This is a genomic window from Pseudoxanthomonas taiwanensis (assembly GCF_010093135.1).
Lineage (GTDB): Bacteria > Pseudomonadota > Gammaproteobacteria > Xanthomonadales > Xanthomonadaceae > Pseudoxanthomonas > Pseudoxanthomonas taiwanensis.
In genome coordinates this window covers 19,973-45,161 of sequence record NZ_PDWK01000022.1, presented here as the reverse complement: position 1 = coordinate 45,161, position 25,189 = coordinate 19,973, and the positions used below count along the sequence as shown (strand labels likewise).

Annotated in this window: 27 protein-coding genes; 15 read left to right on the top strand and 12 right to left on the bottom strand. The window is 71.9% G+C overall.

The window, feature by feature from the left end; genetic code table 11:
* The first annotated feature begins 48 nt into the window (after window positions 1-48).
* The 6 genes from CR938_RS06175 to CR938_RS06150 all read left to right on the top strand — a co-directional run bounded on the left by CR938_RS06175 (window position 49) and on the right by CR938_RS06150 (window position 5,795).
* A complete protein-coding gene (locus CR938_RS06175) occupies window positions 49-489 on the top strand; it encodes a hypothetical protein (RefSeq protein WP_162124161.1) in 441 nt (146 codons plus the stop codon).
* A 23-nt stretch (window positions 490-512) separates the two neighbouring features.
* Entirely contained in the window at window positions 513-1,427 is a 915-nt protein-coding gene (locus CR938_RS06170) for a glycosyltransferase family 2 protein (RefSeq protein ID WP_246190994.1), read from the top strand.
* A gap of 8 nt (window positions 1,428-1,435) precedes the next feature.
* Window positions 1,436-1,825 (top strand): GtrA family protein, encoded by a 390-nt coding sequence (locus CR938_RS06165; protein WP_162124159.1) that lies wholly within the window; start codon window positions 1,436-1,438, stop codon window positions 1,823-1,825.
* 24 nt (window positions 1,826-1,849) lie between these two features.
* The gene (locus tag CR938_RS06160; RefSeq protein ID WP_162124158.1) at window positions 1,850-3,493 is read left to right on the top strand and encodes a phospholipid carrier-dependent glycosyltransferase; all 1,644 of its coding nucleotides are present in this window, start codon (window positions 1,850-1,852) and stop codon (window positions 3,491-3,493) included.
* A 132-nt stretch (window positions 3,494-3,625) separates the two neighbouring features.
* Entirely contained in the window at window positions 3,626-5,401 is a 1,776-nt protein-coding gene (locus tag CR938_RS06155) for an LTA synthase family protein (protein ID WP_162124157.1), read from the top strand.
* A gap of 118 nt (window positions 5,402-5,519) precedes the next feature.
* The gene (locus CR938_RS06150) at window positions 5,520-5,795 is read left to right on the top strand and encodes a hypothetical protein (RefSeq protein WP_162124156.1); all 276 of its coding nucleotides are present in this window, start codon (window positions 5,520-5,522) and stop codon (window positions 5,793-5,795) included.
* 22 nt (window positions 5,796-5,817) lie between these two features.
* Here CR938_RS06150 and CR938_RS06145 read toward each other — a convergent pair whose 3' ends face one another.
* Both CR938_RS06145 and CR938_RS06140 read right to left on the bottom strand, forming a co-directional pair.
* Window positions 5,818-6,756, bottom strand: coding sequence for an electron transfer flavoprotein subunit alpha/FixB family protein (locus tag CR938_RS06145; RefSeq protein WP_162124155.1), 939 nt, complete (start codon window positions 6,754-6,756; stop codon window positions 5,818-5,820).
* Window positions 6,757-6,831: 75 nt separating this feature from the next.
* Window positions 6,832-7,578, bottom strand: coding sequence for an electron transfer flavoprotein subunit beta/FixA family protein (locus CR938_RS06140; protein WP_162124154.1), 747 nt, complete (start codon window positions 7,576-7,578; stop codon window positions 6,832-6,834).
* A gap of 287 nt (window positions 7,579-7,865) precedes the next feature.
* Here CR938_RS06140 and CR938_RS06135 point away from each other — a divergent pair, with 287 nt between their 5' ends.
* The 4 genes from CR938_RS06135 (at window position 7,866) to CR938_RS06120 (ending at window position 11,491) form a co-directional block, all read left to right on the top strand.
* A complete protein-coding gene (locus CR938_RS06135) occupies window positions 7,866-9,683 on the top strand; it encodes an LTA synthase family protein (protein ID WP_162124153.1) in 1,818 nt (605 codons plus the stop codon).
* Entirely contained in the window at window positions 9,680-10,045 is a 366-nt protein-coding gene (locus CR938_RS06130; RefSeq protein WP_162124152.1) for a hypothetical protein, read from the top strand. Before CR938_RS06135 ends, CR938_RS06130 begins: the two co-directional genes overlap by 4 nt.
* A gap of 106 nt (window positions 10,046-10,151) precedes the next feature.
* Window positions 10,152-10,862, top strand: a complete 711-nt coding sequence (locus CR938_RS06125) for a CoA transferase subunit A (protein WP_162124151.1) — start codon at window positions 10,152-10,154, stop codon at window positions 10,860-10,862.
* A complete protein-coding gene (locus tag CR938_RS06120) occupies window positions 10,862-11,491 on the top strand; it encodes a CoA transferase subunit B (protein WP_162124150.1) in 630 nt (209 codons plus the stop codon). Before CR938_RS06125 ends, CR938_RS06120 begins: the two co-directional genes overlap by 1 nt.
* Before the next feature lie 12 nt (window positions 11,492-11,503).
* Here the strand turns inward: CR938_RS06120 and CR938_RS06115 are convergent, their stop codons facing one another.
* The 3 genes from CR938_RS06115 to CR938_RS06105 form a co-directional block, all read right to left on the bottom strand.
* Complete coding sequence (locus CR938_RS06115) at window positions 11,504-12,019, bottom strand: class I SAM-dependent methyltransferase (protein ID WP_162124149.1); 516 nt, start codon at window positions 12,017-12,019, stop codon at window positions 11,504-11,506.
* On the bottom strand, window positions 12,016-12,378 hold the full coding sequence (locus CR938_RS06110; protein WP_162124148.1) for a hypothetical protein: 363 nt from the start codon (window positions 12,376-12,378) through the stop codon (window positions 12,016-12,018). Before CR938_RS06110 ends, CR938_RS06115 begins: the two co-directional genes overlap by 4 nt.
* A 68-nt stretch (window positions 12,379-12,446) precedes the next feature.
* Window positions 12,447-14,093, bottom strand: a complete 1,647-nt coding sequence (locus tag CR938_RS06105; RefSeq protein ID WP_162124147.1) for an electron transfer flavoprotein-ubiquinone oxidoreductase — start codon at window positions 14,091-14,093, stop codon at window positions 12,447-12,449.
* A gap of 103 nt (window positions 14,094-14,196) precedes the next feature.
* On the opposite strand from CR938_RS06105, the gene CR938_RS06100 reads away from it, so the two are divergent.
* Window positions 14,197-14,847, top strand: coding sequence for an alpha-ketoglutarate-dependent dioxygenase AlkB family protein (locus CR938_RS06100; RefSeq protein ID WP_162124164.1), 651 nt, complete (start codon window positions 14,197-14,199; stop codon window positions 14,845-14,847).
* A gap of 151 nt (window positions 14,848-14,998) precedes the next feature.
* On the opposite strand, the gene CR938_RS06095 is transcribed toward CR938_RS06100, so the two are convergent.
* The 4 genes from CR938_RS06095 to CR938_RS06080 are packed head-to-tail and all read right to left on the bottom strand — an operon-like array spanning window position 14,999 to window position 18,550.
* Entirely contained in the window at window positions 14,999-15,670 is a 672-nt protein-coding gene (locus CR938_RS06095; RefSeq protein WP_162124146.1) for an ABC-type transport auxiliary lipoprotein family protein, read from the bottom strand.
* Window positions 15,667-16,593 (bottom strand): MlaD family protein, encoded by a 927-nt coding sequence (locus tag CR938_RS06090; RefSeq protein ID WP_162124145.1) that lies wholly within the window; start codon window positions 16,591-16,593, stop codon window positions 15,667-15,669. The genes CR938_RS06095 and CR938_RS06090 overlap by 4 nt, the downstream gene beginning before the upstream one ends.
* Before the next feature lie 2 nt (window positions 16,594-16,595).
* Window positions 16,596-17,429: an ABC transporter ATP-binding protein gene (locus tag CR938_RS06085; protein WP_162124144.1), complete on the bottom strand. Its 834-nt coding sequence runs from the start codon at window positions 17,427-17,429 to the stop codon at window positions 16,596-16,598.
* A gap of 2 nt (window positions 17,430-17,431) precedes the next feature.
* Window positions 17,432-18,550 carry an ABC transporter permease gene (locus tag CR938_RS06080; RefSeq protein WP_162124143.1) on the bottom strand — a complete coding sequence of 373 codons (1,119 nt, stop codon included), beginning with the start codon at window positions 18,548-18,550 and terminating at the stop codon, window positions 17,432-17,434.
* A 68-nt stretch (window positions 18,551-18,618) separates the two neighbouring features.
* Between CR938_RS06080 and CR938_RS06075 the strand changes: the two genes are divergently transcribed.
* Window positions 18,619-19,869 carry a threonine/serine exporter family protein gene (locus CR938_RS06075; protein ID WP_162124142.1) on the top strand — a complete coding sequence of 417 codons (1,251 nt, stop codon included), beginning with the start codon at window positions 18,619-18,621 and terminating at the stop codon, window positions 19,867-19,869.
* Window positions 19,870-20,167: 298 nt separating this feature from the next.
* Here the strand turns inward: CR938_RS06075 and CR938_RS06070 are convergent, their stop codons facing one another.
* From CR938_RS06070 to CR938_RS06060, 3 genes are all read right to left on the bottom strand, one after another.
* Window positions 20,168-20,587 carry an H-NS histone family protein gene (locus tag CR938_RS06070; protein WP_162124141.1) on the bottom strand — a complete coding sequence of 140 codons (420 nt, stop codon included), beginning with the start codon at window positions 20,585-20,587 and terminating at the stop codon, window positions 20,168-20,170.
* A 221-nt stretch (window positions 20,588-20,808) separates the two neighbouring features.
* The gene (locus tag CR938_RS06065; RefSeq protein ID WP_162124140.1) at window positions 20,809-22,509 is read right to left on the bottom strand and encodes a proline--tRNA ligase; all 1,701 of its coding nucleotides are present in this window, start codon (window positions 22,507-22,509) and stop codon (window positions 20,809-20,811) included.
* A 174-nt stretch (window positions 22,510-22,683) separates the two neighbouring features.
* Window positions 22,684-23,061 (bottom strand): DUF4124 domain-containing protein, encoded by a 378-nt coding sequence (locus tag CR938_RS06060; protein WP_162124139.1) that lies wholly within the window; start codon window positions 23,059-23,061, stop codon window positions 22,684-22,686.
* Between the two features lie 120 nt (window positions 23,062-23,181).
* Here CR938_RS06060 and pssA point away from each other — a divergent pair, with 120 nt between their 5' ends.
* From pssA to rimI, 3 genes are read left to right on the top strand one after another with little or no spacing between them, the layout of a single operon-like run.
* Complete coding sequence (pssA, locus tag CR938_RS06055) at window positions 23,182-23,949, top strand: CDP-diacylglycerol--serine O-phosphatidyltransferase (RefSeq protein WP_162124138.1); 768 nt, start codon at window positions 23,182-23,184, stop codon at window positions 23,947-23,949.
* A complete protein-coding gene (locus CR938_RS06050; RefSeq protein ID WP_162124163.1) occupies window positions 23,943-24,398 on the top strand; it encodes a hypothetical protein in 456 nt (151 codons plus the stop codon). The genes pssA and CR938_RS06050 overlap by 7 nt, the downstream gene beginning before the upstream one ends.
* Window positions 24,395-24,907 (top strand): ribosomal protein S18-alanine N-acetyltransferase, encoded by a 513-nt coding sequence (gene rimI, locus CR938_RS06045; RefSeq protein ID WP_162124137.1) that lies wholly within the window; start codon window positions 24,395-24,397, stop codon window positions 24,905-24,907. Before CR938_RS06050 ends, rimI begins: the two co-directional genes overlap by 4 nt.
* Window positions 24,908-25,189 lie beyond the last annotated feature (282 nt).

Genomic DNA, 25,189 nt, shown 5'->3' with positions numbered 1-25,189 from the left:
TGCTTAAATTGCGCGGATTTCCCCTGTCCTTAGCGGGAGGAGCCCCGGATGCGTCGTTTTCCTTTCCTCGTGGCGGTTTCCGCCATGATGCTGGCCGCGTGCGGCCCAAGGCCCTCGGACGAGGAGCCGCCCCCCCGCGGGGGGGCGGCGGACCACCCGGCGATCGCCGCGGTGGCGCCGGAAGGCGTCGTCGAAGCCGGTCCCTACACCCTGAAGGTCAAGCCAGGTTACGTGTACCGCTGCCCTGGCAGGGACCGGACTGCCGCCCAGGTCAGCTGGAAGGTCACCGATCCGGGCGTCGGGGAGAAGGTGGAGGTGCTCGTGTACGGGCGCGGCGAGTCCGAGGCAAAGCTCTTCACCCGCGGCGGCCTTGAAGGCGCCGCCGATACCGGCGACTGGGTGTTCGAGGGAACCCGCTTCGCCCTGGTCAAGCTGGACGGCACCGAGCTGGCCAGCTACGTCGTCGGCGGCCTCGCCTGCGGCGAATGAATTTCCCTACCGAAAGGCCACGCATGCAAGTCGCGGTACTGATCCCCTGCTACAACGAAGCGGTCACCATCGCCCGCGTCGTGCAGGACATGGCCCGGGCGCTGCCGGAAGCGCAGATCTGGGTGTTCGACAACAACTCCAGCGACGACACCGCGAAGATCGCGGCCGACGCCGGGGCCCGGGTGCGCCACGTGGCGCTGCAGGGCAAGGGCCACGTGGTCAGGCGCCAGTTCGCCGACGTCGAGGCCGACGTCTACATCATGGTCGACGGCGACGACACCTACCACGCCGGCAGCGCGCCGGAACTGGTGCGCTGCCTGGTGGAGGGCGGCCACGACATGGTCGTCGGCGTGCGCCAGGCCCAGACCGACGCGGCCTACCGGGCCGGCCACGCTTGGGGCAACCGCATGCTCACCGGCTTCCTCAGCTGGCTGTTCGGGCGCAACTGCCGCGACATCCTCACCGGCTACCGCGCGTTCTCGCGGCGCTTCGTCAAGTCCTTCCCCGTGCTCAGCGCCGGCTTCGACATCGAGACCGAACTCACCGTGCACGCGCTGGAAATGAAGATGTCCGTCGGCGAAGTCGAGACGCCGTACAAGGAGCGCCCGGAAGGGTCCTTCAGCAAGCTCAGCACCTACCGCGACGGCTTCCGCATCCTCGGCACGATGCTGCGCCTGTTCAGCGCCGAACGGCCGCTGCTGTGCTACGGCGGCATGGGCGCGATCCTCGCCGCCACCTCGGTGCTGCTGATGGTCCCGGTGACCATCGAATACCTGGAAACCGGCCTGGTGCCGCGCCTGCCGACCGCGGTGCTGGCCACCGGCATCATGCTGACCGGCCTGCTCAGCGCGACCGTGGGCCTGGTCCTGGACACGGTCACCCGCGGCCGCCGCGAGGCGAAGATGCTGGCCTACCTGCGCCAGCCCGGGCCGGGCTGAGCGGAAACATGCGCAGCTTCCTGCTGTTCGGGGTAGCGGGTGGCATCGCGTTCCTGGTCGATGCGGGCGTGCTGCACGTGCTGGTATCGGTGCTTGGCGCCGATCCCTATCTGGCGCGGCTCGTCTCGTTCCTGTGCGCGGTGACCACGACCTGGGTGTTCAACCGCAGCATCACGTTTTCCGCCAGCGCGCGCGGGATACCGCTGTGGCAGGAGTGGGGGCGCTACCTGGCCTCGCAACTGGGCGGGTTCTCGGTCAATTACCTGGTCTACGCGGTCCTGGTGGCGACGCTGGCGGGCGTGCGCCAGTGGCCGGTGATCGGCGTGGCCGCCGGTTCACTTGCCGGACTGCTGGTCAATTACCTGCTGGCCCGGCGCTACGTGTTCAGGCGGTCGTGATCCAGCACGAATGAGGGGAGAGCGATGAACTGGTCGATCTGGCAGGCCGTGGGCCGCGCCGTACGCAGTCCGGCCGCGTGGCTGGTCGCGGTGATGGTGTTCCTGGCGTGCGCGGTGCGCAACGTGGAGCTGCCCGGGCTGTACATGGATGCGATCAACCCGGACTACCTGGTCGCGCGCTGGTTCAATCCCGCGCTCGACAACACCGTGTGGGTCCTGCCCGGGCCGAGGTGGCCGCTGCTGGGCAACCTCTACCACGGTACCCAGACCTTCTGGTTCGGACTGCTGACCTACGGCTTCCTCGGCACGCACGTGGTATCGGCACGCCTGACCCACGCGCTGTACGGCGCGGTGATCGTGCTGTTCGCCTGGCTGGTCCTGCGTCGCGCCACCGGTCGTCCGTGGCTGGCGCTGGCGGTGGCCACTGCGCTGGCGACCGACATGGCCTTCATCAGTTCCTTCCGCACCCAGGCCTACATCATCCTGGCCGGGCAGATGTGGCTGATGGTCTCGTTCCATCTGGCCGTGCGCATCGTCCAGGAAAGCCGCGCCCGCGCGTGGATGCTGCTGCTGTCCGGCACGACGATGGGCCTGGCGGTGTACGGCTACTTCGTGTTCCTGTTCTTCCTGCTGCCGGTGGCGCTGCTGGCGATCCTCGGTCCCGGACGCGCCGGTTTCCTGCGCAGGGCGATGCTGTGGGGTACGGGTTTCGTCACCGGCATGCTGCCTTACGTGGTCGGTTACGTGTGGCTGGCGGTCGAGGTGGGTGGCGTGGCGCAGTTCGTCGAATGGATGCGCAACGCGGTGACCGGGCTGAAGCCCACCGAAGGCAGCCCGAGCTACCTCGACGGCATCGCCAGCGCGCTGCACTACGCGCGCCTGGCGGTGAGCGGAGGCGGCAACGAGACGATGATGGTCGGCGCTCCGGTCGCCTCCGGCTGGGCGCCGTGGCGCACCGCGCTGCTGGCCGGCGCCACGTTGGTCTGCCTCGCCGGCGCAGTGCGGGAATGGAAGGGCAACCGCGTGATGGCGCGGGTGCTGCTGGCGGGCGCGGCGTTGCCGCTGGCGTACATCGCCATCGCCGCGTGGTTCGGCGCGCGCATGTGGGCGCACCACTTCACCGTGCTGATCGCGGTCGGCTACATGGTCGCGGGCCTGGCGGCCTGGTGGATCTGCATGCTCGCCGCACCGCGCGCGGCCGGCCGCGTGGCCGCGGTCGCGGGCGCGTTGCTGCTGGGCGTTTGGCTGTGCGGGAACATGGTCCAGCAGCAGCGCGTGCACGATCGCCTGGTCGCCACCGGCGGCCTGGGCATGAGCACGGATGCGCTGACCGCACTGTCGCGGGCTGCGCTGACCGAACGCTGGGATACGGTCTGGTATTTTCCGGACTGGGGCTTCTTCATGCCGTTCGCCTTCCTCACCGGCAATCGCGTCGCCTACGAGGTCGAACTGACGCCGGCGACGATCGACAGGCATCGGGGGATCCGTGACGGCGTCCGGGTCGCTTTCTGGAAGGAAGAGGACAAAGCAGGGTACATTCGTACCCTTGAGGACAACGGCGTGCCCGACATCCGCCATTACGTCGTGAAGAGCCGGGATGGACGTCCCGCGATCCACGTCGTGGCTGGACGCACGTCGGCGATGCAGGACACGGCGACGGCGCCCTGAGGGCGCCTGCGCCGCAGCAGTACGTGATGCCCGGTTCCGCTGGCTGAGGGGCGACGGAACGGGATCCCCCGGCGGGGGGGGGCATCGGTGGTGCCCCGCGTGCGTGAGGTAGTGGGTTTGTTCGGAGCTGTTGTGCGTGACGGCGACACGCCGAAGCGGCGCCTGTTGCAGGCGGCGGCGATCCTGTTGACGCTGCTGGCCGGTCCGCTGTTGCTGTGGGCCCTGGACCGCCAGGCGCTGGGCGTCGCCGCCGAAGCCTATTTCGGACCCCGTGCGGTCGTGGCCAACGCCCTGGTGGGCGTGGGGGCATTGCTGCTGCTGTGGGCGCTGACCCGCCGCTTCGTGTTCTCGGCGCTGCTGGTCGCGGGGCTGCACTGGCTGCTCTACATGGCCTCCAGGATGAAGCTGGAACTGCTGGCCGAGCCGGTGGGCTGGCACGACCGCTTCTTCCTCTCCACCCTGGATCGTTCCAGCCTCGCCCTGTTCGGTTCCTATCTCGGCGAGCAGTGGCACCTGGTCGTGTATGCCCTGGGTGCGCTGGTCGTGGGCGGGGTGGTGTTCTTCTTCGAGAAGCCTTCCTTCCGCCGCTTCGGCCCGGTGCAGGCCGGCGTCTTCGTCGCCGGCGTGGCGCTGGCGGCGACGCTCTACCAGGCGGCGTGGCCGTGGACCGCGCTGCTGGACGACAAGAAGGTGCGCGCCTCGCCGCTGAACCTGAGCCAGGCCGTGCTCCACACCGGCCTGGTCGGCAGCCTCGCCCACAGCCACCTGGTCGCGAAGTCCAAGGTGCTGAAGATCGACGAGGCCGCGCTGCGCGAGGCGATTGCCGCGGTGCAGCCGCAGCCGCCAGCGACTTCCGCCGCGCCAGACCCGCTGCCGGACATCGTCGTGGTGCTGAGCGAATCCTTCATGGACCCGCGCGTGCTCTCGGGCATGGACCGGCAGCCGGAGGCGATCCCGAACGTGCGCGCGCTGCTGGACGGCGGGCGCGGCGGCATGCTGATGGTGCCCACCTATGGCGGCGGCACGGTGCGAACCGAGTTCGAAGTGCTGACCGGGATGCCGCTGGCCGTGCTGCCGGGCATGGACTATCCCTACGCGACCCTGCCGGCGAAGAACGTGCAGGGCATGGCCAGCGTGCTGCGCGAGAAGGGCTACGACACCGCGGCGGTGCACGGCAATGCCGGCTCGTTCTGGAAGCGCAGGACGGTGTTCCGCGCGATGGGCTTCGACCGCTTTATCACCGATGCCGAGTTCAAGCAGGCCGGCGGCGTCCGCGACGGCCTGTGGTATTCGGACGAATCGATGACTGAGCGGATCCTGCACGAGCTGGACCACGACGATCGGCCGTCGTTCGTGCTGGCGATCAGCATGGAGAACCACGGTCCGTACGACACCCGGCGCAAGGTGCGCGATCCCGAGGCATGGAGCGCGACCCCGGTGCCCGAAGGCCTGGAGGGCGATGCGGAGCGGACCATGCGCAACTACCTCTACCACCTGGGCAACGCGGACCGCGAGTTCGCGCGGCTGGTGGAGGAGATGAGGGGCAGAGGACGGCCGTTCATCGTCGCCTTCTTCGGCGACCACCTGCCGGCGATGCCGGAGGTCTACGAACCGCTCGGCTTCGTCGATGGCGGCGCGCCGGAACAGCAGCGGGTGCCGTGGGTGCTGGTCAGCAGCGAGGACGACGCGCCGCTGCAGGCCGCTTCGCGGCCGCTGCATTCCTGGCGCCTCGGTGCCGAGGTGCTGGCTGCCGCCGGCGTCGAGGACCCGTGGTTCGGTTTCGTCCGCGAGCTGGGCCGCAAGGCCGAGCAGATGGAGCCGTCGCCCGAGAAGGACGCGCTGCGCAACGGCTTGGCCGCCGGTGCCGCGGCACGGTTGACCGGTCGCTTCGAGGAGTTCGCGAAGTGAGGCCGTTCACCCCACTCCGTGCGCTGGCACTGGGGGCTACGCCGGCGGTCCTGCTGCTGGGGGGCGGCTGCAATTACCGTGGCGCCGAACTGGAGATCACCCCGCAGGTCGTGAGCGGGTGCGACACGCCAGCCGCCTGCAGGTGCGCTGGGACGTGTCCGGCCTGGGCCTGAAGTACGCGCGGATCGAGGTCAACAACGTCGGCGAGCGCCCCAAGGCGTGGATGCCGAAGACCGACTCTCGTGGCGAGGCCGAGACCGGCGGCTGGGCCCATGACGGCTTCACCATCACCGTGCGCTCGATGAACGGCGTGGTGCTGGCGCGCAGGACGATGGAAGCCACGCCCTGCAGCCCGAAACAGACCGCGATGCGCCCGACCCCGACGAAGATCTGACGGGCGCACGCGGGCGCGTGGTTCAGAGCGCCGCTTCCAGCTCCGGCAGGATGGTGAACAGGTCGCCCACCAGGCCGATGTCGGCGACCTCGAAGATCGGCGCCTCCGGATCCTTGTTGATCGCCACGATGGTGCCGGCGTCCTTGATGCCGGTCAGGTGCTGGATCGCGCCGGAGATGCCCACGGCGATGTACAGCTCCGGGGCGATGATCTTGCCGGTCTGGCCCACCTGCATCTCGTTGGGGCAGTAGCCGGCGTCCACCGCGGCGCGGGAAGCGCCCACCGCCGCGCCGATCTTGTCGGCCAGGCTGTAGATCAGGCGGAAGTTCTCCTCCGAGCCGACGCCGCGGCCGCCGGAGACCACGCGGCGCGCACTCTGCAGGTCCGGGCGGTCGGAGGCGCCGGCGGCCAGGCCGACGAAGCGGGTGTGGGCCGGCAGCGTGGCCTGCACCTCCACGGCCTCGATGGCGGCATTGCCGCCGCGCGCGGCCTCGGACCAGGACGCGGTGCGCACGGTGGCCACCACCTTCTGTCCGGCCGGCGCCTCGACGGTGATGATGGCGTTGCCGGCGTAGATCGGGCGCTTGAAGGTGTATTCGCCTTCCACGGCCATCAGGTCGGAGACCTGGTTGACGCCCAGCAGCGCGGCCACCACCGGCATCAGGTCCTTGCCGTAGGTGGTGGACGGGCCGAACACGTGGGTGTAGCCGGCGGCCAGCCGGGCGATCTGCGGGCCCAGCACCTGGGCCACGGCGTGGGCATTGGCCGGGTTGGCCACGGCCAGCACGCGCGCCACGCCGGCGATCTGCGCGGCCTCGGCGGCCACCGCGGCCGGATCGGCGGCCAGCACGACCACGTCGATGGCCTCCGGATTCAGGGCCTGGGCCGCGCTGACGGTGCGCGCGGTGGAGGGGTTGAGCTTGCCGTCCAGGTGTTCGGCGACGACGAGGACTTTGGACATGGGAACCTCTCGTGGGGCGGGCCTGGGCCCGCCGTCAGGAATGCGTGGGCAGGGCGGAAGCGGGCACCGGCCCGCTCACAGCAGGCCCCGCTGCCGGAGCGTGGCGACCAGTTCGGCCGCGTCCTTGACCATGATGCCCTTGCTGCGCTTGGGTGGCGGCGCGTAGGCCAGGGTCTTGAGCTCGGGGCCGGCGTCCACGCCCAGGTCGGCCAGGGCGATGGTCTCCAGCGGCTTGCTCTTGGCCTTCATGATGTCCGGCAGCTTGATGAAGCGCGGCTCGTTCAGGCGCAGGTCGGTGGTGACCACCGCCGGCAATTCGACCTCCAGGGTCTCCAGGCCGGCGTCCACCTCGCGGGTGACGGTGGCCTTGCCGTCGGCGACCTCCAGCTTGCTGGCGAAGGTGGCCTGCGGCCGGCCCCACAGCGTGGCCAGCATCTGGCCGGTCTGGTTGGCGTCGTCGTCGATCGCCTGCTTGCCCAGGATCACCAGGTCCGGCTGCTCCTTCTCCACCAGCTTCAGCAGGGTGCGCGCCGCGGCCAGCGGCTGCACCGGCTGGTCGGTCACCACGTGGATGGCGCGGTTGGCGCCCATCGCCAGGCCGTTGCGCAGGTGCGCCTGGGCATCCGCCGGCGCGATGGTGGCCACCACGACCTCGGTGGCGATGCCCTTGTCGCGCAGGCGCAGGGCCTCCTCCAGGGCGATCTCGTCGAACGGGTTGGGCGAGAGCTTCACGCCCTCGGTGACCACGCCGGAGCCATCCGGCTTGACCTGGATGCGGACGTTGTAGTCCACCACCCGCTTGTAGGCGACCAGGATCTTCATCGTGCGGGGATTCCTCGGGGATGTTCGGGCGGCGCGTCCGCGACGGCGGCCGCTGCCGGACCGCGATTCTACCGGCCCGCCGGGGGCAGGCGCGACCCGGCCGCCGCCACGGCCTGCCGCGGGCGGCGCAGGCCTGCCCACTCCGTACGTTTCGTCCGCCTGTCGCATGTCGGGCTGCGCGCCGGCGGCGCGATCCTGCGGGAGCGCGGTGCACGCCAGGCGCGTCCCGGCGCCGTGCCCACACGGGGACGGACGTGCCCCGGGATCGACAGGGAGGTTCGGATCGCATGAACGCAGCAACTCCGTCCGCGGTGTCCGTCCCGCAGCCGGGTGCCGGCAGGCGCGCGTGGTGGCCGCGCCTGGCCTGGGCCGCAGGCGCACTGCTGTGCGTGGTGCTGTACGCGCTGCTGCTCTGGGGCCTGGACCGGCGGGCCCTGGGCGTGGCCCCCGGTGCCTACCGCACCCTGGCCAACGTCGGCCTCAATGCCGCCGTGGCACTGCCCTGGGTGCTGCTGCTGTGGGGCCTGACCCGGCGGCTGTTCTCCTCGCTGCTGCTGGTCCTGCTGCTGCAGGCGGCGGCCTGCCAGGCCAGCATGGTCAAGCAGCAGGTGCTGGGCACGCCGCTGATCCTGCAGGACTTCTACTTCCTCACCAGCTTCAACCGCGCCAGCCTGGAGGTCCTGGGCTCCTACCTTGAGGATGCGCGGGCGTTCGCGCTGGCCTGCGTCGCCGGCCTGGTTGCGGTGGTGGCCGCGTTCCGGATCGAGTCCCCGGTCCCGCGCAGGGCCGGGGCGGCCAGCGTCACGGTGCTGGCCGCCGGGCTCGCGCTGGCCCTGTCCCAGTCCCTGGCCACGTGGCCGTGGACCGCGGTGTACACGCGCGAGCACGTGCGCCCGTCGGCCCTCGGCCCGGAACCCGCGGTGCTGCGCGCCGGGCTCATGAGCAGCCTGGTGTACAAGCACCTGGAAGTCGCCAACACCGTGTACAAGCTGGACGAGGAGGCGCTGCGGGCGGTGCTGGCCGCCACCGCCGCCGAACGCGCCGGCGGCGCGGCGGCGCCCGCCAGCGGGGAGCTGCCGGACATCGTCGTGGTCCTGAGCGAGTCGTTCATGGACCCGCACATCCTGTCCGGCATGGAGGCGCTGGGCGACGTGATCCCCGGCGCACGCGCGCTGATCCGGCAGGGCGCCGGAGGCGAAATGGTGGTGCCCACCTACGGCGGCGGCACCGTGCGGACCGAGTTCGAGGTGCTGACCGGGATGCCGGTCAGCGCGTTCCCCTCGGTGATCTATCCCTACGCGGACATGTCGGCACGACGGATGCCCGGCCTGCCGCTGCTGCTGCGCGGGCGCGGCTACGCCACGGTGGCCATCCACGCCAATTCGGGCGCGTTCTGGAACCGCACCGACACCTACAAGTCCATGGGCATCGACCGCTTCCTCACCGAACGCGCGTTCCGTGAAGGCGGGAAGAAGGACGGCGGCTGGTACTCGGACGCCTCCATGACCGACCTGGTCCTGCGCGAGCTGGAGCGCGCCGACCGTCCGCTGCTGGTGGTGGCGGTGAGCATGGAGAACCACGGCCCGTACGACAGCCGCGCACCGGTGCTGGACGAGGCCGCCCGCGCGGCGATCCGCCTGCCCGAGGGGTTGCCGGACGGCGCCGCGGCCGGCCTGCGCAACTATCTCTACCACCTCGCCAATGCCGACCGGGAGCTGGTGCGCCTGCTCGACGGCCTGCGGGCCCGCGGCAGGCCGTTCGTGGTGGTGTTCTTCGGCGACCACCTGCCGGCCCTGCCCGAGGCCTACGAGGCGCTGTCCTTCGTCGACGGCCGCAGGGCGCAGGAGCAGACCGTCCCCTGGCTGATCGTCGGGGACGCGGGGCGGCGGGCCGCCGGGCGCAGGCTGCACGCCTGGGAGCTGGCGGCGGAAGCCCTCGAGGTGGCCGGCATCGGCGGTGATCCCTACTACGACCTGGTCCGCGTGGCCGGCCGCCGCCTGGCGGCGCTGCCGCCGGGCTCGGAGGAGGCCCGCCTGCTGCGGCGCGGCGTGGAGGCGGCGGCGGTGGCCCGGTTCCAGGGGCGCTTCGAGGAGTTCCTGCGATGAAAGTGGCCTGGCGTGCGGGAGTGGGGGTGGTGGCCCTGGTGGTGGCGGCGGGCGTGGCCGCCCGCCTGCAGATGGATCCGGCACCGGTGCGGCTGGAGCTGGAGCCGGAACAGGTCCGGGCCTGCGAGACGCCGACCGTGACCCGGGTGCGGTGGGACGCCACGGCGCTGCGCGGCGAGGGTGGCGTGAGACTGGAGGTGAACAACCTGGGCCGCCCCCCCAAGTTGTGGGTGCAGGGCGGCAAGCGCGGCAGCGCCGAGGCGGGAAAATGGGCCCACGACGGGTACACCGTGACCCTCAAGGCCCTGGATGGCCGGGTGCTGGCGCGGCGCACCCTGGCCAGCGAGCCCTGCCGCCGCTGACCGGCGCCCTGCCCGCGCCGGCGCGCGCGTGCACCTGCCCGAAGGTACATGTGGCCAGGTCCGGGGCTGTGGCTAGAATCGCGGGAGGTTTTCCAGCGAGGGCACCATGGCCGTTTCCAAACTCTATCCGGACGCCAGAACCGCGCTGGCCGACCTGGTCGCCGACGGGCAGACCCTGGCGGTGGGCGGGTTCGGTCTGTGCGGCATCCCCGAGGCCCTGATCGCCGCGCTGCGCGATTCGGGGGTCAAGGGGCTGACCGTGATCTCCAACAACGCCGGCGTGGACGGCTTCGGCCTCGGCCTGCTGCTGGAGACGCGGCAGATCCGCAAGATGATTTCGTCCTACGTGGGCGAGAACAAGGAATTCGAGCGCCAGTTCCTCTCCGGCGAGCTGGAGCTGGAGTTCAACCCGCAGGGCACCCTGGCCGAGCGCCTGCGTGCCGGCGGCGCCGGCATCCCGGCCTTCTACACCCGCACCGGCTACGGCACGGTGGTGGCCGAGGGCAAGGAGACCCGGCAGTTCGACGACGGCCACTGGTACGTGCTGGAGACCGCGCTCAAGGCCGACGTCTCCCTGGTCAAGGCGTGGAAGGCCGACAAGGCCGGCAATCTGGTGTTCCGCAAGACCGCGCGCAACTTCAACCCGGCCTGCGCCATGGCCGGCAAGGTCTGCGTGGCCGAGGTGGAACAGCTGGTGGAGATCGGCGAGATCGACCCGGACCACGTCCACCTGCCCGGCATCTACGTGGACCGCATCGTGGTCAACCCCAACCCCGAGAAGCGCATCGAGCAGCGCACCGTGCGAGGAGCGAAGTAATGGCCTGGACCCGCGACCAGATGGCGCAGCGCGCCGCGCAGGAGCTCACGGACGGGGCCTACGTCAACCTGGGCATCGGCCTGCCGACCCTGGTGGCTAACTACATCCCCGAGGGTGTGGACGTGTGGCTGCAGTCGGAGAACGGCCTGCTGGGCATCGGCCCGTTCCCGACCGAGGACGAGGTGGATCCGGACCTGATCAACGCCGGCAAGCAGACCGTCACCGCCCGCCCGGGCGCCAGCTACTTCGGCAGCCACGATTCCTTCGCCATGATCCGCGGCGGCCACATCGACCTGGCCATCCTCGGCGCCATGCAGGTCACCGACAAGGGCGACCTGGCCAACTGGATGGTGCCGGGCAAGATGGTCAAGGGCATGGGCGGGGCCATGGACCTGGTGGCCGGCGTCAAGCGCGTGGTCGTGCTGATGGAGCACGTGGCCAAGAACGGCGAGCACAAGATCGTGCCGCAGTGCACCCTGCCGCTGACCGGCGTGGGCGTGGTCAACCGCATCATCACCGACCTGGCGGTGTTCGACGTCACGCCCGAAGGCCTGAAGCTGGTGGAGACCGCGCCGGGCGTGGACCTCGACGAGCTCAAGGCCAAGACCGGCGTGCCTTTCGCCCACTGAGGCGGCCGGCGCTCAGCGGAGCGCCAGCAGCGTCCACATCCCGTAGGGCAGTGCGCGCTCCAGCGACCAGGGCATGACCATGGCCGCATGGGCGAAGCCGGCTTCGCGGAAGCGGTCCAGCACGTCCCAGCCGAAGTGGTGGTAGCAGAGGATGCCGCCGCCCAGCGGGTCGCCGTGGTACTCGGGCGGCTCGAGGTGTTCGACCGTGCCGTCGGGACTGTGCCGGGCACGCACCAGCGTGTCCGGCCGGTCGTTGAAGGGGAAGGTGGCCACGCAGGCTCCGCCCGGTTTCAGCACCCGGGCCAGTTGGCGGATCACCTCGAAGCTGGCCACCGCGTCCAGCGAGGCATCGGGGAAATCCAGCGCGGTGAGGTCGCGGTAGGCCACCCGGCCCCGGCCGCCCAGCCGGTGCAGGTGCAGGGTGAGCTGCCAGCGGCGGGCACGGTCCGGTTCGAACTCGCCGCCCTCCAGGTCCACACCGAGGTGCTTCTGCATCCACACGAAGGCGGGCGTGGCCTGCTCGGTCACGTAGACCCGCAGGCGGGGCGGATCCGGGCCCAGGCCGATGCGGGACAGCAGCCGGCGCGGAAGCGACGGCGGGGGGGGGGGCGTGGCGCGGGCACCCGGCCGCGCAGCTGCCCGCGCAGCAGGTGCAGTGCCGCGCGCAGGCGGGTGTTGAGACCGCAGCGGGTGCAGACCAGCTGCTCGCGCAGGTCCGGTGGATCGGTGGCGCCGGCCAGGCGCAGCACGGTGGGGCGCCCGCACAGGATGCAATCGGCCACCCGCCCGTCGAGCCTGCGTGCGGCCAGTTCCTGCGTCGCCAGCCAGGCATCGCGCAGCCGGGGATGGTCCTGCCGGCTTTTCCAGTCCTGGAACCTGAACTCCACGGCCCACCTCCCCGGTCGCGGGCGGTGGGCCGATGCTAAAAACGGCGGAGGTCGTTACCGCGTCAAGGTCACAGGTTCTGGTAGTTCGGGCCTGAACCGCCTTCGGGCGTGACCCAGTCGATGATCTGGTACGGGTCCTTGATGTCGCAGGTCTTGCAGTGCACGCAGTTGGCGGCGTTGATCTGCAGGCGGCGGCCGGCCGCGTCCTCGACGATCTCATACACCCCCGCCGGACAGAAGCGGGTGCAGGGGTTGCCGTACTCGACCGTGCAGCGCTCGATGCAGATCGAGGTGTCGCGCACCTTCAGGTGCACCGGCTGGTCCTCGTCGTGCTCGGTGGCGGCGTAGTACACGCCCTGCAGGCGGTCGCGCGGCGGCAGCCTGCGCTCCACGTAGTCGCGCCTGGGCTGCTCGTGCTCGCCGATCCTGTCCAGCGAGGACCAGTCCGGGGTGACCTTCAGCGTCCACGGCGAGGCGCCGCGCACCAGGGTCTCCCAGGCCGCGTTGGCCAGGCCCAACCACAGACCCTTCTTGAAGCCGGGCTTGATGTTGCGCACCTGCTTCAGCTCGGCGGCCACCGCCGAGCCGCGCAGCCTGGCGTCGAAGCCGGCCGGGTCCAGGCCGTTGCCGGCCAGGTGCTCGGCGGCCAGCATGCCGCTGCGGATGGCCTGGTGCGTGCCCTTGATCTTGGGCACGTTGAGCAGGCCGGCGGTGTCGCCGATCAGCAGCGCGCCGGGCATCTCCACTCTGGGCAGGGACTGCCAGCCGCCGGTGACGATGGCGCGCGCGCCGGCCGAGAGGATGCTGCCGCCTTCCAGCAGCGGCGCGATCATCGGGTGGTTCTTCCACTGCTGGAAGGCTTCCCAGGGCTTGTACTCCGGGTCGCGGTAGTCCAGGCCGCTGACGTAGCCCAGGGCGACGCGGTCGCCGTCCAGGTGGTAGAGGAAGCTGCCGCCGTAGGTGCGGCTGTCGGCCGGCCAGCCCAGGGTGTGCACGATCCTGCCGGGGCTCACGCGTCCGGCCGGCACCTGCCACAGCTCCTTGATGCCGATGGAGTAGGCCTGCGGATCGCAGTCGCGGTCCAGGGCGAAGCGCTTGACCAGGCGCTTGGTCAGGTGGCCGCGCGCGCCCTCGGCCAGCACCGTGACCTTGGCGCGGATGTCGATGCCGGGCGTGTAGCCGGGCTTGTGCGAGCCGTCGCGGGCTACGCCCATGTCGCCGATGCGCACGCCCAGCACCGTGCCGTCCGCGGCGTGCAGGGTTTCGGCGGCGGCGAAGCCCGGGTAGATCTCCACGCCCAGCGCCTCGGCCTGCGGCGCCAGCCAGGCGCACAGTGCGCCCAGGGAGACGATGAAGTTGCCGTGGTTGCGCATGCCCGGCGGCACCACCGGGAACTTGCGGCCACCGTCCTTCGTCAGGAACCAGAACTCGTCCTCGGTGGCCGGCACGCAGATCGGCGGCGGGTTGTCGCGCCAGCCGGGCAGCAGCTCGTCCAGCGGGCCGGGCTCGATCACCGCGCCTGAGAGGATGTGCGCGCCCACCGTGCTGGCCTTCTCGATCACGCAGACCGAGATGTCCGGGTTGAGCTGCTTGAGGCGGATGGCGAAGGCCAGGCCGGCCGGGCCGGCGCCCACGGTGACGACGTCGTATTCCATCACGTCACGTTCGACGGCTTCGGCCGCCTGGGCAATCGTGCTGGCTTGGGTGTCCGACATCGTGCGGGCTCCGGGCTTGCTGATGGAAAAACCCCATTCTCGGGGTTCGGCGCGGGCGGAGCAAATGCACGCCGCCGCCGCGCCGGCCTGCTAGGTTGGCGGCATCGAATGGGAGCATTTCGACCTGCCCCAGGCACGCGTGCGCCTGGCCCGTGGCTGGCTGGCGCCGGCGGAGGCCGGGGCCCTGCACGCGCGCCTGCTGCGCGAGGTCCCGTGGGAAGTGCACCGGGTCCGCCTGTTCGGACGCGAGCTGCCCTCGCCGCGCCTGAGCTGCTGGATCGGCGCCGCCGGGGCCGTGTACCGCTATTCCGGCAGCCGCTTCGAGCCGCACCCCTGGCTGCCGGAGCTGGCGGCCCTGCGCGACCGCCTGCAGGCCGAACTGGGCCGGCCATTCAACAGCGTGCTGGCCAACCGCTACCGCGGTGGCGCCGACGCCATGGGCTGGCACAGCGACGACGAGCCGGAGCTGGGTCCGGAGCCGGTGATCGCCTCGCTGAGCCTGGGGGCCACCCGCCGCTTCCTGCTGCGCCACCGCCGGGATCCGGCGCTGCGTCTGGCCCTGGACCTGGAACCGGGCAGCCTGCTGCTGATGGAAGGGCCGACCCAGCGCCACTGGCGCCACGCCCTGCCACGCACCGCGCGGCCGGTGGGCGAGCGCATCAACCTGACCTTCCGCCACGTCCTCCGGCGCCCGGCGCGCCAGGAACCGGGGGGGGCGCCGCCGCGCCGGTCGTGCCCGCAGGAGCCTCTGTAGGAGCCGCGTCAGCGGCGACCCGGTCGGCGCATCCGGAGCCGGTGTGCAGCCGCCACCTGTATTGCGTGGCCCGTCCGGTGTCCCCGGCGCAGAAGCACACGCCGCGGCCGGTCACTCCCGTGTCGCCGCTTGCCCGGCACCTGCCGGGGCGTTACTGCGGTGGGTGGCGCAGCATGTCGGCCTGGCCTTCGGCCAGGGTCCAGCCGGCGATGTCGGCGGTGATGGCGCCCAGCGCCTGCTCGAAGGCGCGCACCACGCTGGCCGTGTCGGTGGCGGGGGCCGGCTGGGTGCGCAGGAAGGTGCGGCTGGCGGCCACGCGCTGCTCGCCGTTGCGCAGCAGCTTGGCGTTGACCTCGATGGTCGCCGCCGGCAGCGTGCCGCCGGCGTAGTCGGCTTCGAACCGGCGGATGTCCATGGCCAGGCGGAAGTCCGAGCGCAGGCCGGTGGCCTGGCGGCCGACCGCGGCGATCTTCCCCGAGTCCTCCAGGGTGCGCAGCACCGCGGCTTCCAGCATGTCGGTGGGCGGCTGCACCCACACCGCGCCCCGGTAGACCTGCAGCTCGCCCGGCACCGGGCGCACGCCGATGCGCGCGCTGTCCACCAGGCGCGGCGCAGTGGGGCGGGCGATGGCCAGCTGCCATTCCACCGCCGGCCAGGACGGGTCGGCCTGCACGCGGACCTCGGGCGAGTACAGGGTGACCGGGTCGCGCTGCTTGCCGCCGAGGATCGAGCAGCCGGCCAGCAGGCACAGCGCGGCGGCCAGCAGCGGCAGCGCGGCAGGGCGCGGGGCCGGACGTGCACGGGCGCGGGAGGGGGCATTCATCGCGGTTCGAACTCCTTGGGCGCGTCGCGGCCGAGCAGGAAGCGGCCGGGATTGTTCTCCAGGCGGTCGCTGATCTGGCGCAGGTCGCGGATCAGGCCGCGCAGCTCGGTGAGGGTGGGGCCGAGCTGGGCCATGCCCTCGTTGGCGAAGCTGTTCAGTGCGGCGCGGTTCTCGCCGAGGATGGCATCGGCGTGGCCGGCGGCCGAGTCCAGCCGCGCCAGGGTGGAATCCAGGCGGTCCACCAGCCCCGGCAGCTCGCGCACGAGGTTCCGGTCGAAGCGCTGCATGGTGCCGTTGGTGGTCTGCAGCGTGGCGTCGAGCTGGCGCGCGGCGTCGCGTGCGCTGGCCAGCAGCGCCTGCAGGCCCTCCTCGTCCGAGGCCAGCGTGCCGCTGATCCGCTCCAGGTGGGCCAGGGTCTGGCCGATGCGCGCCACGTTTTCGTCGCTGAGCACCTGGTCCAGGCGTTCGACGATGCGGTTGGCGGTGTCGGTGATGTTCTGCAGCGCCGAGGGCGTGGTCTGGATCACCGGCGGGTCGCGCCGGTCCACCGCGGTCAGCCGCGGTGCGCCGGGCGTGCCGCCGGTGAGCTGGATGATGGCCGGGCCGGTGAGGCTGGTGATGGCCAGCTTGGCGCGGGTGTCGGTCTTGATCGGCACGCGGGCGTCGGCGCGGATGACGGCGATCACCCGGCGCGGGTCCTCCGGGTCCAGGCTCAGCTTCTGGATGGAGCCGACGGCGATGCCGTTGTACTGCCCCGGGCTGCCCACCGACAGGCCGGTGACCGCCTCGTCGAACACGATCTGGTAGCGCTGCCAGCTGCGCTCGGAGGAGTACTTGGCGGCCCACAGGCCGAACAGCAGCAGTGCGATCGACACCACGATGGTGAAGGCGCCGATCAGCACGTAGTTGGCGCGGGTTTCCATGCTCAGTCCGCCTCCGTCGCGGTGGCCCGGGCGCGGCGCGCGGCGCGCGCGCGCGGTCCGTGGAAGTACTCCTGCACCCAGGGGTGGTCGAAGCGCTCGACGTCCGGCAGTGGCGCGGCGACCACCACGCGGCGGTCGGCCAGCACCGCCACGCGGTCGCAGATAGCGTACAGGGTGTCCAGGTCGTGGGTGATGAGAAACACGGTCAGGCCGAGGGCCTGCTGCAGGGTGCGCAGCAGCCGGTCGAAGGCGGCCGCGCCGATCGGGTCCAAGCCGGCGGTGGGCTCGTCCAGGAACAGCAGCGGCGGGTCCAGGGCCAGCGCCCGCGCCAGCCCGGCGCGCTTGCGCATGCCGCCGGACAGCTGCGAGGGCAGCTTGTCCACCGCGTCGCCCGGCAGGCCGGCCAGCTTGACCTTGAGCAGGGCCAGTTCGCGGCGCCAGGTCGCCGGCAGCTCGGGGTGGTGCTCCTTCAACGGCACCTCGACGTTCTCGCCCACGGTCAGCGAGGAGAACAGCGCCCCGTCCTGGAACAGCACGCCGGTGCTGCGTTCGATGCGCAGCCGGTCCTCCGGGCGGTCGGACAGGGCGTCGGTGCCCAGCACCTGGATGCTGCCGGCCTGCGGCCGGCGCAGGCCGAGGATGGTGCGCATCAGCACCGACTTGCCGGTGCCCGAGCCGCCGACCACGCCGAGGATCTCGCCGCGGCGCACGTCCAGGTCCAGGCCGTCGTGCACCACCTGCTGCCCGAAGCGGTTGACCAGGCCGCGGATGCGGATGGCCGGCGCGTCGTCGGGGGCTGCCGGGGCGGTGGCGGGACGGGGGCTGTCGGTCGCCATGCTCACCAGTCCATGTGCATGAACCACAGCGCGGCCAGTGCGTCGATGGTGATGACCAGGGAGATGGTCTGCACCACGCTGGAGGTGGTGCGCTCGCCCACCGACTGCGCCGTGCCCTGCACCTGCAGGCCCTCCAGACAGCCGATCAGGCCGATCACCAGGGCGAACACCGGGGCCTTGGACAGGCCCACCAGGAAGTGGCGCACCTCCATCGTCTCCTGCATGCGCGCCAGGTACATCTGCGGCGGGATGTCCAGGTCGAAGGCGCCCACGGTGACGCCGCCGGCCAGGCCGGCCATCATCGCGATGAAGGTCAGCAGGGGCAGGGTGACCAGCAGGGCCAGCAGGCGCGGGATCACCAGCAGGTCGATCGGGTCCAGGCCGAGGGTGCGGATGGCGTCGATCTCCTCACGCGCCTTCATCGCCCCGATCTGCGCGGTGAAGGCGCTGGCGGTGCGGCCGGCCAGGACGATCGCGGTCAGCAGCACGGCGAACTCGCGCAGGAAGGCGATGGACACCAGCTCCACCACGAAGATTTCGGCGCCGAAGTCGCGCAGGATGGTCGAGCCGAGGAAGGCGATCACCGCGCCGACCAGGTAGGACAGCAGCGCCACCAGCAGCACTGCGTCCAGCCCGACCTGCTCCATGTGCGCCACGGTGGCGGTCAGGCGGAAGCGGCGCGGCTCGCGCACCATGCGTGCCAGCTTCCACAGGTTTTCGCCGGTGAAGCCCAGCAGCGCCACCACCTCGCGCAGGTTGCGGTGCACCGCCCGGCCCAGGCGTTCCAGGGCCGCGCCGAAGCCGTAGTCGCGCCGGGCCGGCGGCGGGTTGCCGGAGACGTCCTCGATGGCCTGGACCAGGGCGGTGTGGGCCGGGGAGAAGCGCATGGCGCCCTCGCCCAGCCCGCGCCGGCGGGCGAAACGCAGCAGCTGCAGGGCGCCGGCCGAGTCCAGCCGGGCCACGCCGGAGGCATCCACCGTGGCCGTCCCCTCCGGGACCGCGCACAGGCAGTCGGCCAGGGCCGGGGCATGGGCGAGGGTCCATTCGCCGGACAGGACCACGCGGCCGGGGTCGGCCGGGTCCTGCTGCCATCGTGGCGGGTTCGTGGGCGTGTGGCTCATGTCGGCCCGGCGAGTATACGGGCGGCGGGGGAAGGGCGCGTGGCCGCGCCTCGGGCCATACTAGTCCGATGGCGACCGCTTCCGTCCACTCCCAGGCCAGCTATGCCCAGCGCATCGCCTTCGTCGCGGAGATGGCCGCCCGCCTGCACCGGTACGGCACCACCGCCCAGCGCCTGGAGGCGGCCATCACCGCCCTGTCGCAGCGGCTGGACCTGGAGTGCGAGGCCTGGTCCAACCCGACCGGCCTGATCCTCAGCTTCAGCGACCCGCGCAAGCCGCTGGGCAGCACCGACACCACCCGGGTGATCCGCCTGCCGCCGGGCGAGAACGACCTGCACAAGCTGTGCGAGGCCGACCGCATCGCCGAGGCGGTGGCCAACGGCCACATGAGCATCGCCCAGGGCCATACCGCCTTGCGCACCCTCGACCGGCCGCCGCGGCTGCGCAGCCGGATCATGCAGGTGCTGGCCTTCGGCCTGGCCGCGGCCGGCGTGGCCGGCTTGTGGCGCCTGCCGTGGCTGGACATCGCCACCGCCGGCGTCACCGGCGTGCTGATGGGCCTGCTGGACCAGTTCGTCAGCCCGCGCCTGAACTGGCGCGAGGCCGGCGAGGCCCTGTCGGCGCTGGTGGCCGGCACCGTGGTCAGCCTGGTGGCCGCCGCGGGCGGGCCGTTGAACCTCAACACGGTGGTGATCGCCTCGCTGGTCGTGCTCCTGCCTGGTATGGCGATCACCAACGCCATGAACGAGCTGTCCAGCCAGCACTGGGTCTCCGGCACGGTACGCTTCGCCGGCGCCCTGACCACGGTGCTGAAGCTGACCGTGGGCGCGATGGTGGCGGTGATACTGCTGGACCTGGCCGGCCTGGAGCCGCAGGTGCGCGCCTCGCGGCCGCAGCCGGACTGGGTGGAATGGGCCGCGCTGGGCGTGGCCGCGTTCGCCTTCGCCGTGCTGTTCAAGGCCAGCCTGCGCGACTACCCGTGGGTGATGGGCGCGGCCGTGGCCGGCTACCTGATCGCCCGCTACGCCGGGGACGCCTGGGGCAACCAGTCCGGCATCTTCCTCTCGGCATTGGTGCTGACCGCCGCCGGCAATGGCTTCGGCCGCTGGGTGCAGCGCCCGGGCGCCCTGATCCGCCTGCCGGGCATCATCATGCTGGTGCCCGGAAGCGCCAGCCTGCGCGGCCTGCTGACCCTGGTGCAGCAGCAGGACATGGACGTGGGCCAGAGCGCGATGCTGGGCGTGCTCAACATCCTGATGGCGCTGGTGGCCGGCCTGCTGTTCGGCAACCTGGTGATCCCGGCGCGCAAGAACCTCTGACCCGGCAGCGCGCCCGGCGGTCCGCCGCCGTTGCCGCGCGTGTGCCCCCAGGGAGCCGCGTCCGCGGCGGCCCGGCCGGCGTACATCCACGACGATCCAGACACCCGGGCGCGGGTGCGTCCGCCGCGACCGGGCGGCGCTGTCGCATCGCCGCGTACGCGGTGCCTGCAAAAATGCGGCGATCCGGTTGGGAAGGGGCGGGTCGGTGGCGAGGGCCGGGCGACCGGCCGGACCTGCGTGCGGGCAAAAAAACGCCGGCCATCCGGGCCGGCGTTTTCCTCGTGCCGCGGCGGGCGGCTTACTTCTTGGCCTTCTTGACCACGCGCTTGCCCGCGGCCGGCTTGGCGGCGGTGGGCTTGGTCACGCCGGGGATCAGGAACTCGCTGATGTCGCGGCCCTTGGCCAGCTCGGCGGCCAGCCAGCGCGGCTGCTTGCCGCGGCCGGTCCAGGTCTCCTTCGGGTTGTCCGGGTTGCGGTACTTCGGCGGAACCTTGCCCAGCTTGCGGGCCGGCCGCGCGGCACCGCGGGTGCCGGTGGCGCCGCCACCCGGGCCGAACAGCTCCTCGATGGTGTAACCCTCGGCCTTGGCCAGCCTGGTCAGCTTCGCGCGGACCTTGCTCGCCGGGCTGCGCTTGGCCAGCTGCTGCTGGCGCTTCCTGGCGCTGGCGATCAATGCACCGAGCTCACGCGGGGACAGCGTGGAAAGGTCGATCGACATTGAAAATCTCCGGGTTGTGGACAGAGAGGGGGATGCCCATCCCTGAGCAGGAGAGGCGGAATATCCGATGATTATCCCGCCGGAATTAATGTCCTGCATAGGTAAATGGTAATCCCTGGCTGAATGGGGTGTGGATCGCGCCGAAACCGGCGGAAAATCCGCGCAAAAACAAATGCCGCCGGCCGTTTCCGGCAGGCGGCATGTGCCGTTGGTCACGGATTTCAGGCGACGCCGAGGTGCTGCAGCAGCTGCGCGCGGTCCAGGGCCTCGGATTCACTGGCGCGGCGGGCACGGTATTCGAACGTGCCGGCGGCCAGGCCGCGCTCGGAAACCACCACGCGGTGCGGAATGCCGATCAGCTCGATGTCGGCGAACATCGCGCCCGGGCGCAGGCCGCGGTCGTCCAGCACGGCATCCACGCCGGCGGTCTTCAGCTCCTGCAGCAGGGATTCGGCGGCCTCGTCAACCTTCGGGTCCTTCTTCGGGTTGATGACACAGATGGCCACGGTCCACGGTGCCATCGGCTCGGGCCAGATGATGCCGGCCTGGTCGTGGTTCTGCTCGATGGCGGCGGCGACGATGCGCGAGACGCCGATGCCGTAGCAGCCCATGGTCGGTACCACGGCCTTGCCGTTCTCGTCCAGCACGGTGAAGCCCATGGCCTGGGAGTACTTGCGGCCGAGCTGGAACACGTGGCCGACCTCGATGCCGCGGGCCAGGCGGATCCGGCCGCCGTCGATGGCGCGGTCGCCCTCGACCACGTTGCGGATGTCGGCCACCGCGTCCGGCTCGGGCAGGTCGCGGCCCCAGTTGACGCCGGTCAGGTGGAAGCCCGGCTCGTTGGCGCCGATCACGAAGTCCGCCAGGGCCGCCACCTCGCGGTCGGCGACCACGCGCACCGGCTTGCGCGGGCCAAGCGGGCCGAGGAAGCCCGGCTCGCAGCCCAGGTGCTCGAGGATCTCGGCCTCGCCGGCCATGCGGTATTCGCCCACGCCCGGCACCTTGCCCAGCTTGATCTCGTTGACCGCGTGGTCGCCGCGCACCAGGGCCAGGACGAAGCTGCCGTCCCCGGCGATCACGGCCACCGACTTGACCGTGCGCGAGAGCGGGATGCCCAGCAGCGCGGCCACCTCCTCGCAGGTCTTCTGGGTCGGGGTCTGGACCCTGCGCAGCTCCTCGGCCGGGGCCGGGCGCGGGCCGGGCCCGGCGGCCACGGCGGCCTCGACGTTGGCCGCGTAGTCCGAGCCGGTCGAGAAGGCGATGGCGTCCTCGCCGGAGTCGGCCAGGACGTGGAACTCCTGCGAGGCATCGCCGCCGATGGCGCCCGAGTCGGCCTGCACCGCGCGGAACTGCAGTCCCAGGCGGGTGAAGATGCGGGTGTAGGCCGCCTTCATGTTCTCGTACTCGCGCACCAGGTCCGCGTCGTTGACGTGGAAGGAGTAGGCGTCCTTCATCAGGAACTCGCGCGCGCGCATCACGCCGAAGCGCGGGCGGATCTCGTCGCGGAACTTGGTGTGGATCTGGTAGAAGTTCACCGGCAGCTGCTTGTAGCTGCTCAGCTCCTGGCGCGCGTAGTCGGTGATCGCCTCCTCGGCGGTGGGGCTGAAGCAGTACTCGGCTTCCTTGCGGTCGCGGATCTTCAGCAGCTGGCCGCCGAACTTCTCCCAGCGGCCGGTCTCCTCCCACAGCTCGCGCGGCTGGATGGTCGGCAGCTGCAGCTCGATGGCGCCGGCGCGGTCCATTTCCTCGCGGACGATCCGCTCCACCTTGCGCAGCACGCGCAGGCCCAGCGGCGACCAGGTGTACAGGCCGGCGGCCAGCTTGCGGATCATGCCGGCGCGCAGCATCAGCTTGTGGCTGACCAGCTCGGCGTCGGCCGGGGTTTCCTTGGTGGTGTGCAGGTGGAAGCGTGACAGGCGCATCGCGGCATCGGTCCGGGACGGGAACCGGACATTTTGCCAGCAATGGGGCGGCTTCTGGGGCCGACGCCGGCGGCGGCGGCCGCCCGGCCCCGTCCGCGGCGGCGATCCGGTGGGCGGGCGCACGGAAAAGGCCACGGCCGGGGCCGTGGCCTGCGGGGCGCCGCGCCGGACCGCCTACCTGCAGTAGGCCTTGATGGCGGCCTGGGCCAGCTCGCGCTGGGCCGCGCGCTCCTCCGCATCCAGGGTGCGGTCGGGCTTGCCGTCGCCGTCGACGTCCTGCTGGACTTCGGTGCCGGCCTGGTCGAGCAGCGCCAGGTTGCTGCGGGCGGTGGTGCAGCGGGGATCCTCGGCCGGCTGCTGCGCGGCCTGGGCCGGCGCGGCGTCGGGGTCGGCCGCGACCCGCCGGGTCTCGTAGCGCTGGCCCGGCGGCGGCCGGTCCGAGGCGTGGGTGACGCCGTTGGCATCCTTCCAGCGGTAGACGTTGCCGGCCCAGGCGGCGGCGCACAGGCCGGCGGTCAGGATCAGCAGGCAGGTGCGGGCAAGGATGCGCATCGATGGCTCTCCACGGCGTGGACCGGTACAGGCCCGCCGATTGCAGCACCCCGGCGCAGGGCTGGCAAGCGCCATCGGTGCGTTCCGCCGCGGGCGGCCGGGCCGTACACTGGGCGTCCTATGGAATCCCAGACCCCTCCGCCGCGCTCGCGGGGCATCTACCTGCTGCCCAACCTGTTCACCACCTGCGGCCTGTTCGCGGGCTTCTACGCGATCATCGCCGCGGCCAACGGCCGGTTCACGGCCGCCGCCGTGGCCGTGTTCGTGGCCGCGCTGGCCGACGGCATCGACGGCCGGGTGGCGCGCCTGACCGGCACCAGCAGCGAGTTCGGCGTGCAGTACGACTCCCTGGCCGACCTGGTCAGCTTCGGCCTGGCGCCGGCGCTGGTCATGTACCACTGGTCGCTGTCGGCGCTGAAGTTCGATGGCGGGCTGATGGGCCGGGTCGGCTGGGCGGTGGCCTTCCTGTACGCGGCCTGTGCCGCGCTGCGCCTGGCCCGGTTCAACACCCAGGTCGGGATCGTGGACAAGAAGTGGTTCGTGGGCCTGGCCAGCCCGGCGGCGGCGGGGCTGATGATGTCCTTCGTCTGGGCCTTCGCCGACGGCGAGCTGGGCTGGAGCGGCGAGGAGCTGCGCTACGTGGCCCTGGGCGTGACCCTGGCCGCCGCGCTGCTGATGGTCAGCCGCATCCGCTACTGGAGCTTCAAGGGCACCGGCGCCGGCGGCGACCGCGTCTCCTTCGCGATGCTGCTGATCGTGCCGGTGGTGATCGCCGTGCTGGTGATCGATCTGCCGCGCGCGCTGCTGGGCGTGGGCGTGCTGTACGCCCTGTCCGGGCCGGTGCTGGCCCTGTGGCACCGCGTGCGCCGTCCGGAGCCGGTATCGTGAACGCCGCCGCCTCGCCCTGGAGCCCGCAGCAGCGGCGCTGGCTGCAGGCGCTGGGGTATGCCGTGTACCGGCTCGGCGGCGGGGACCAGGCGCTCCTGACCGAGGCGCGCGAGGCGCCGCCGGTGCATGAGGAGGAGCACGGCCGGCCGCCCTGGCGTCCGGAACCGGCCGAACCGCGCCCGGCCGCGCCGGCCCGGCGCGCGCCTGCCGCGCCGCCGCCCGCGGCGATGGAGACCGGCCCGGCGCCGCGGGGCCCGGCCACGCGGCGTCCGCCGCCGGTGCCGGACCGCCTGCAGCTGGCCCTGCTGCGCGCCTCGGGCCTGGATCCGGCCGATCCGGCCCCCCGGGCGCTGATGGAGACCTGGCCGGTCGAGGCCCTGCGCGGCGATCCGGCGGCCAAGCGCGCGTTCTGGCCGCAGTTGCGCGCGCTGCGGAGGCGGCGGCCATGAGCGTGGCGGCCTACCGCGAGCTGTCCCCGCCGACCTGGCGGCTGCGCGCCATGCGCGAGGCCGACCTGGACGCGGTCATGGCCATCGAGCGCCGCGCCTATCCGTTCCCCTGGACCCGCGGCATCTTCCACGACTGCCTGCTGGCCGGCTATCCGGCCCTGCTGGCGCTGGAGGGGGAGACCCCGGTGGGCTACGGGGTGATGAGCATCGCCGCGGACGAGGCGCACCTGCTGAACCTGTGCACGGCGCCGGAGCGGCAGTCGCGCGGGCTGGGCCGGTACCTGCTGCGGGCCCTGCTGCGCATGGCACGCGACCGCGGCGCACAGCGCATCTTCCTGGAGGTGCGTCCGTCCAACCCGCCGGCCCTGGCCCTGTACCACAGCGAGGGCTTCAACGAGATCGGCCGCCGCCCGCGCTACTACCCGGCGCACAACGGCCGCGAGGACGCCATCGTGATGGCGATGGAGCTGCTCCCCGACGCCGGCGAAGCCGGGATGCCGCCGCGCTGACCGCGGATGGCCCGGGTCTGGCCTTGCATCGGGGCCGGCGTTCGCCCCCTCCCGCGTTCCAGGCCCCCCAGGCGGGTGCATCCGCCGCGAATGGCCGGGGTTGTCGCGTCACCGCGCATCGTGGGGCAGCCGCGTCCGCGGCGACCCGGCCGGCGCAGCCGGGACCGGCGTTCAACCGGTCCGGTTGGAGGCGCCCTCGGCGCAGGAGCGTCCGTTGCAACCGGACAGGTACGTCGCGTCGCCGCGTACGCGGCTCCCACAGGCACGTCACCCGGGCGCCGT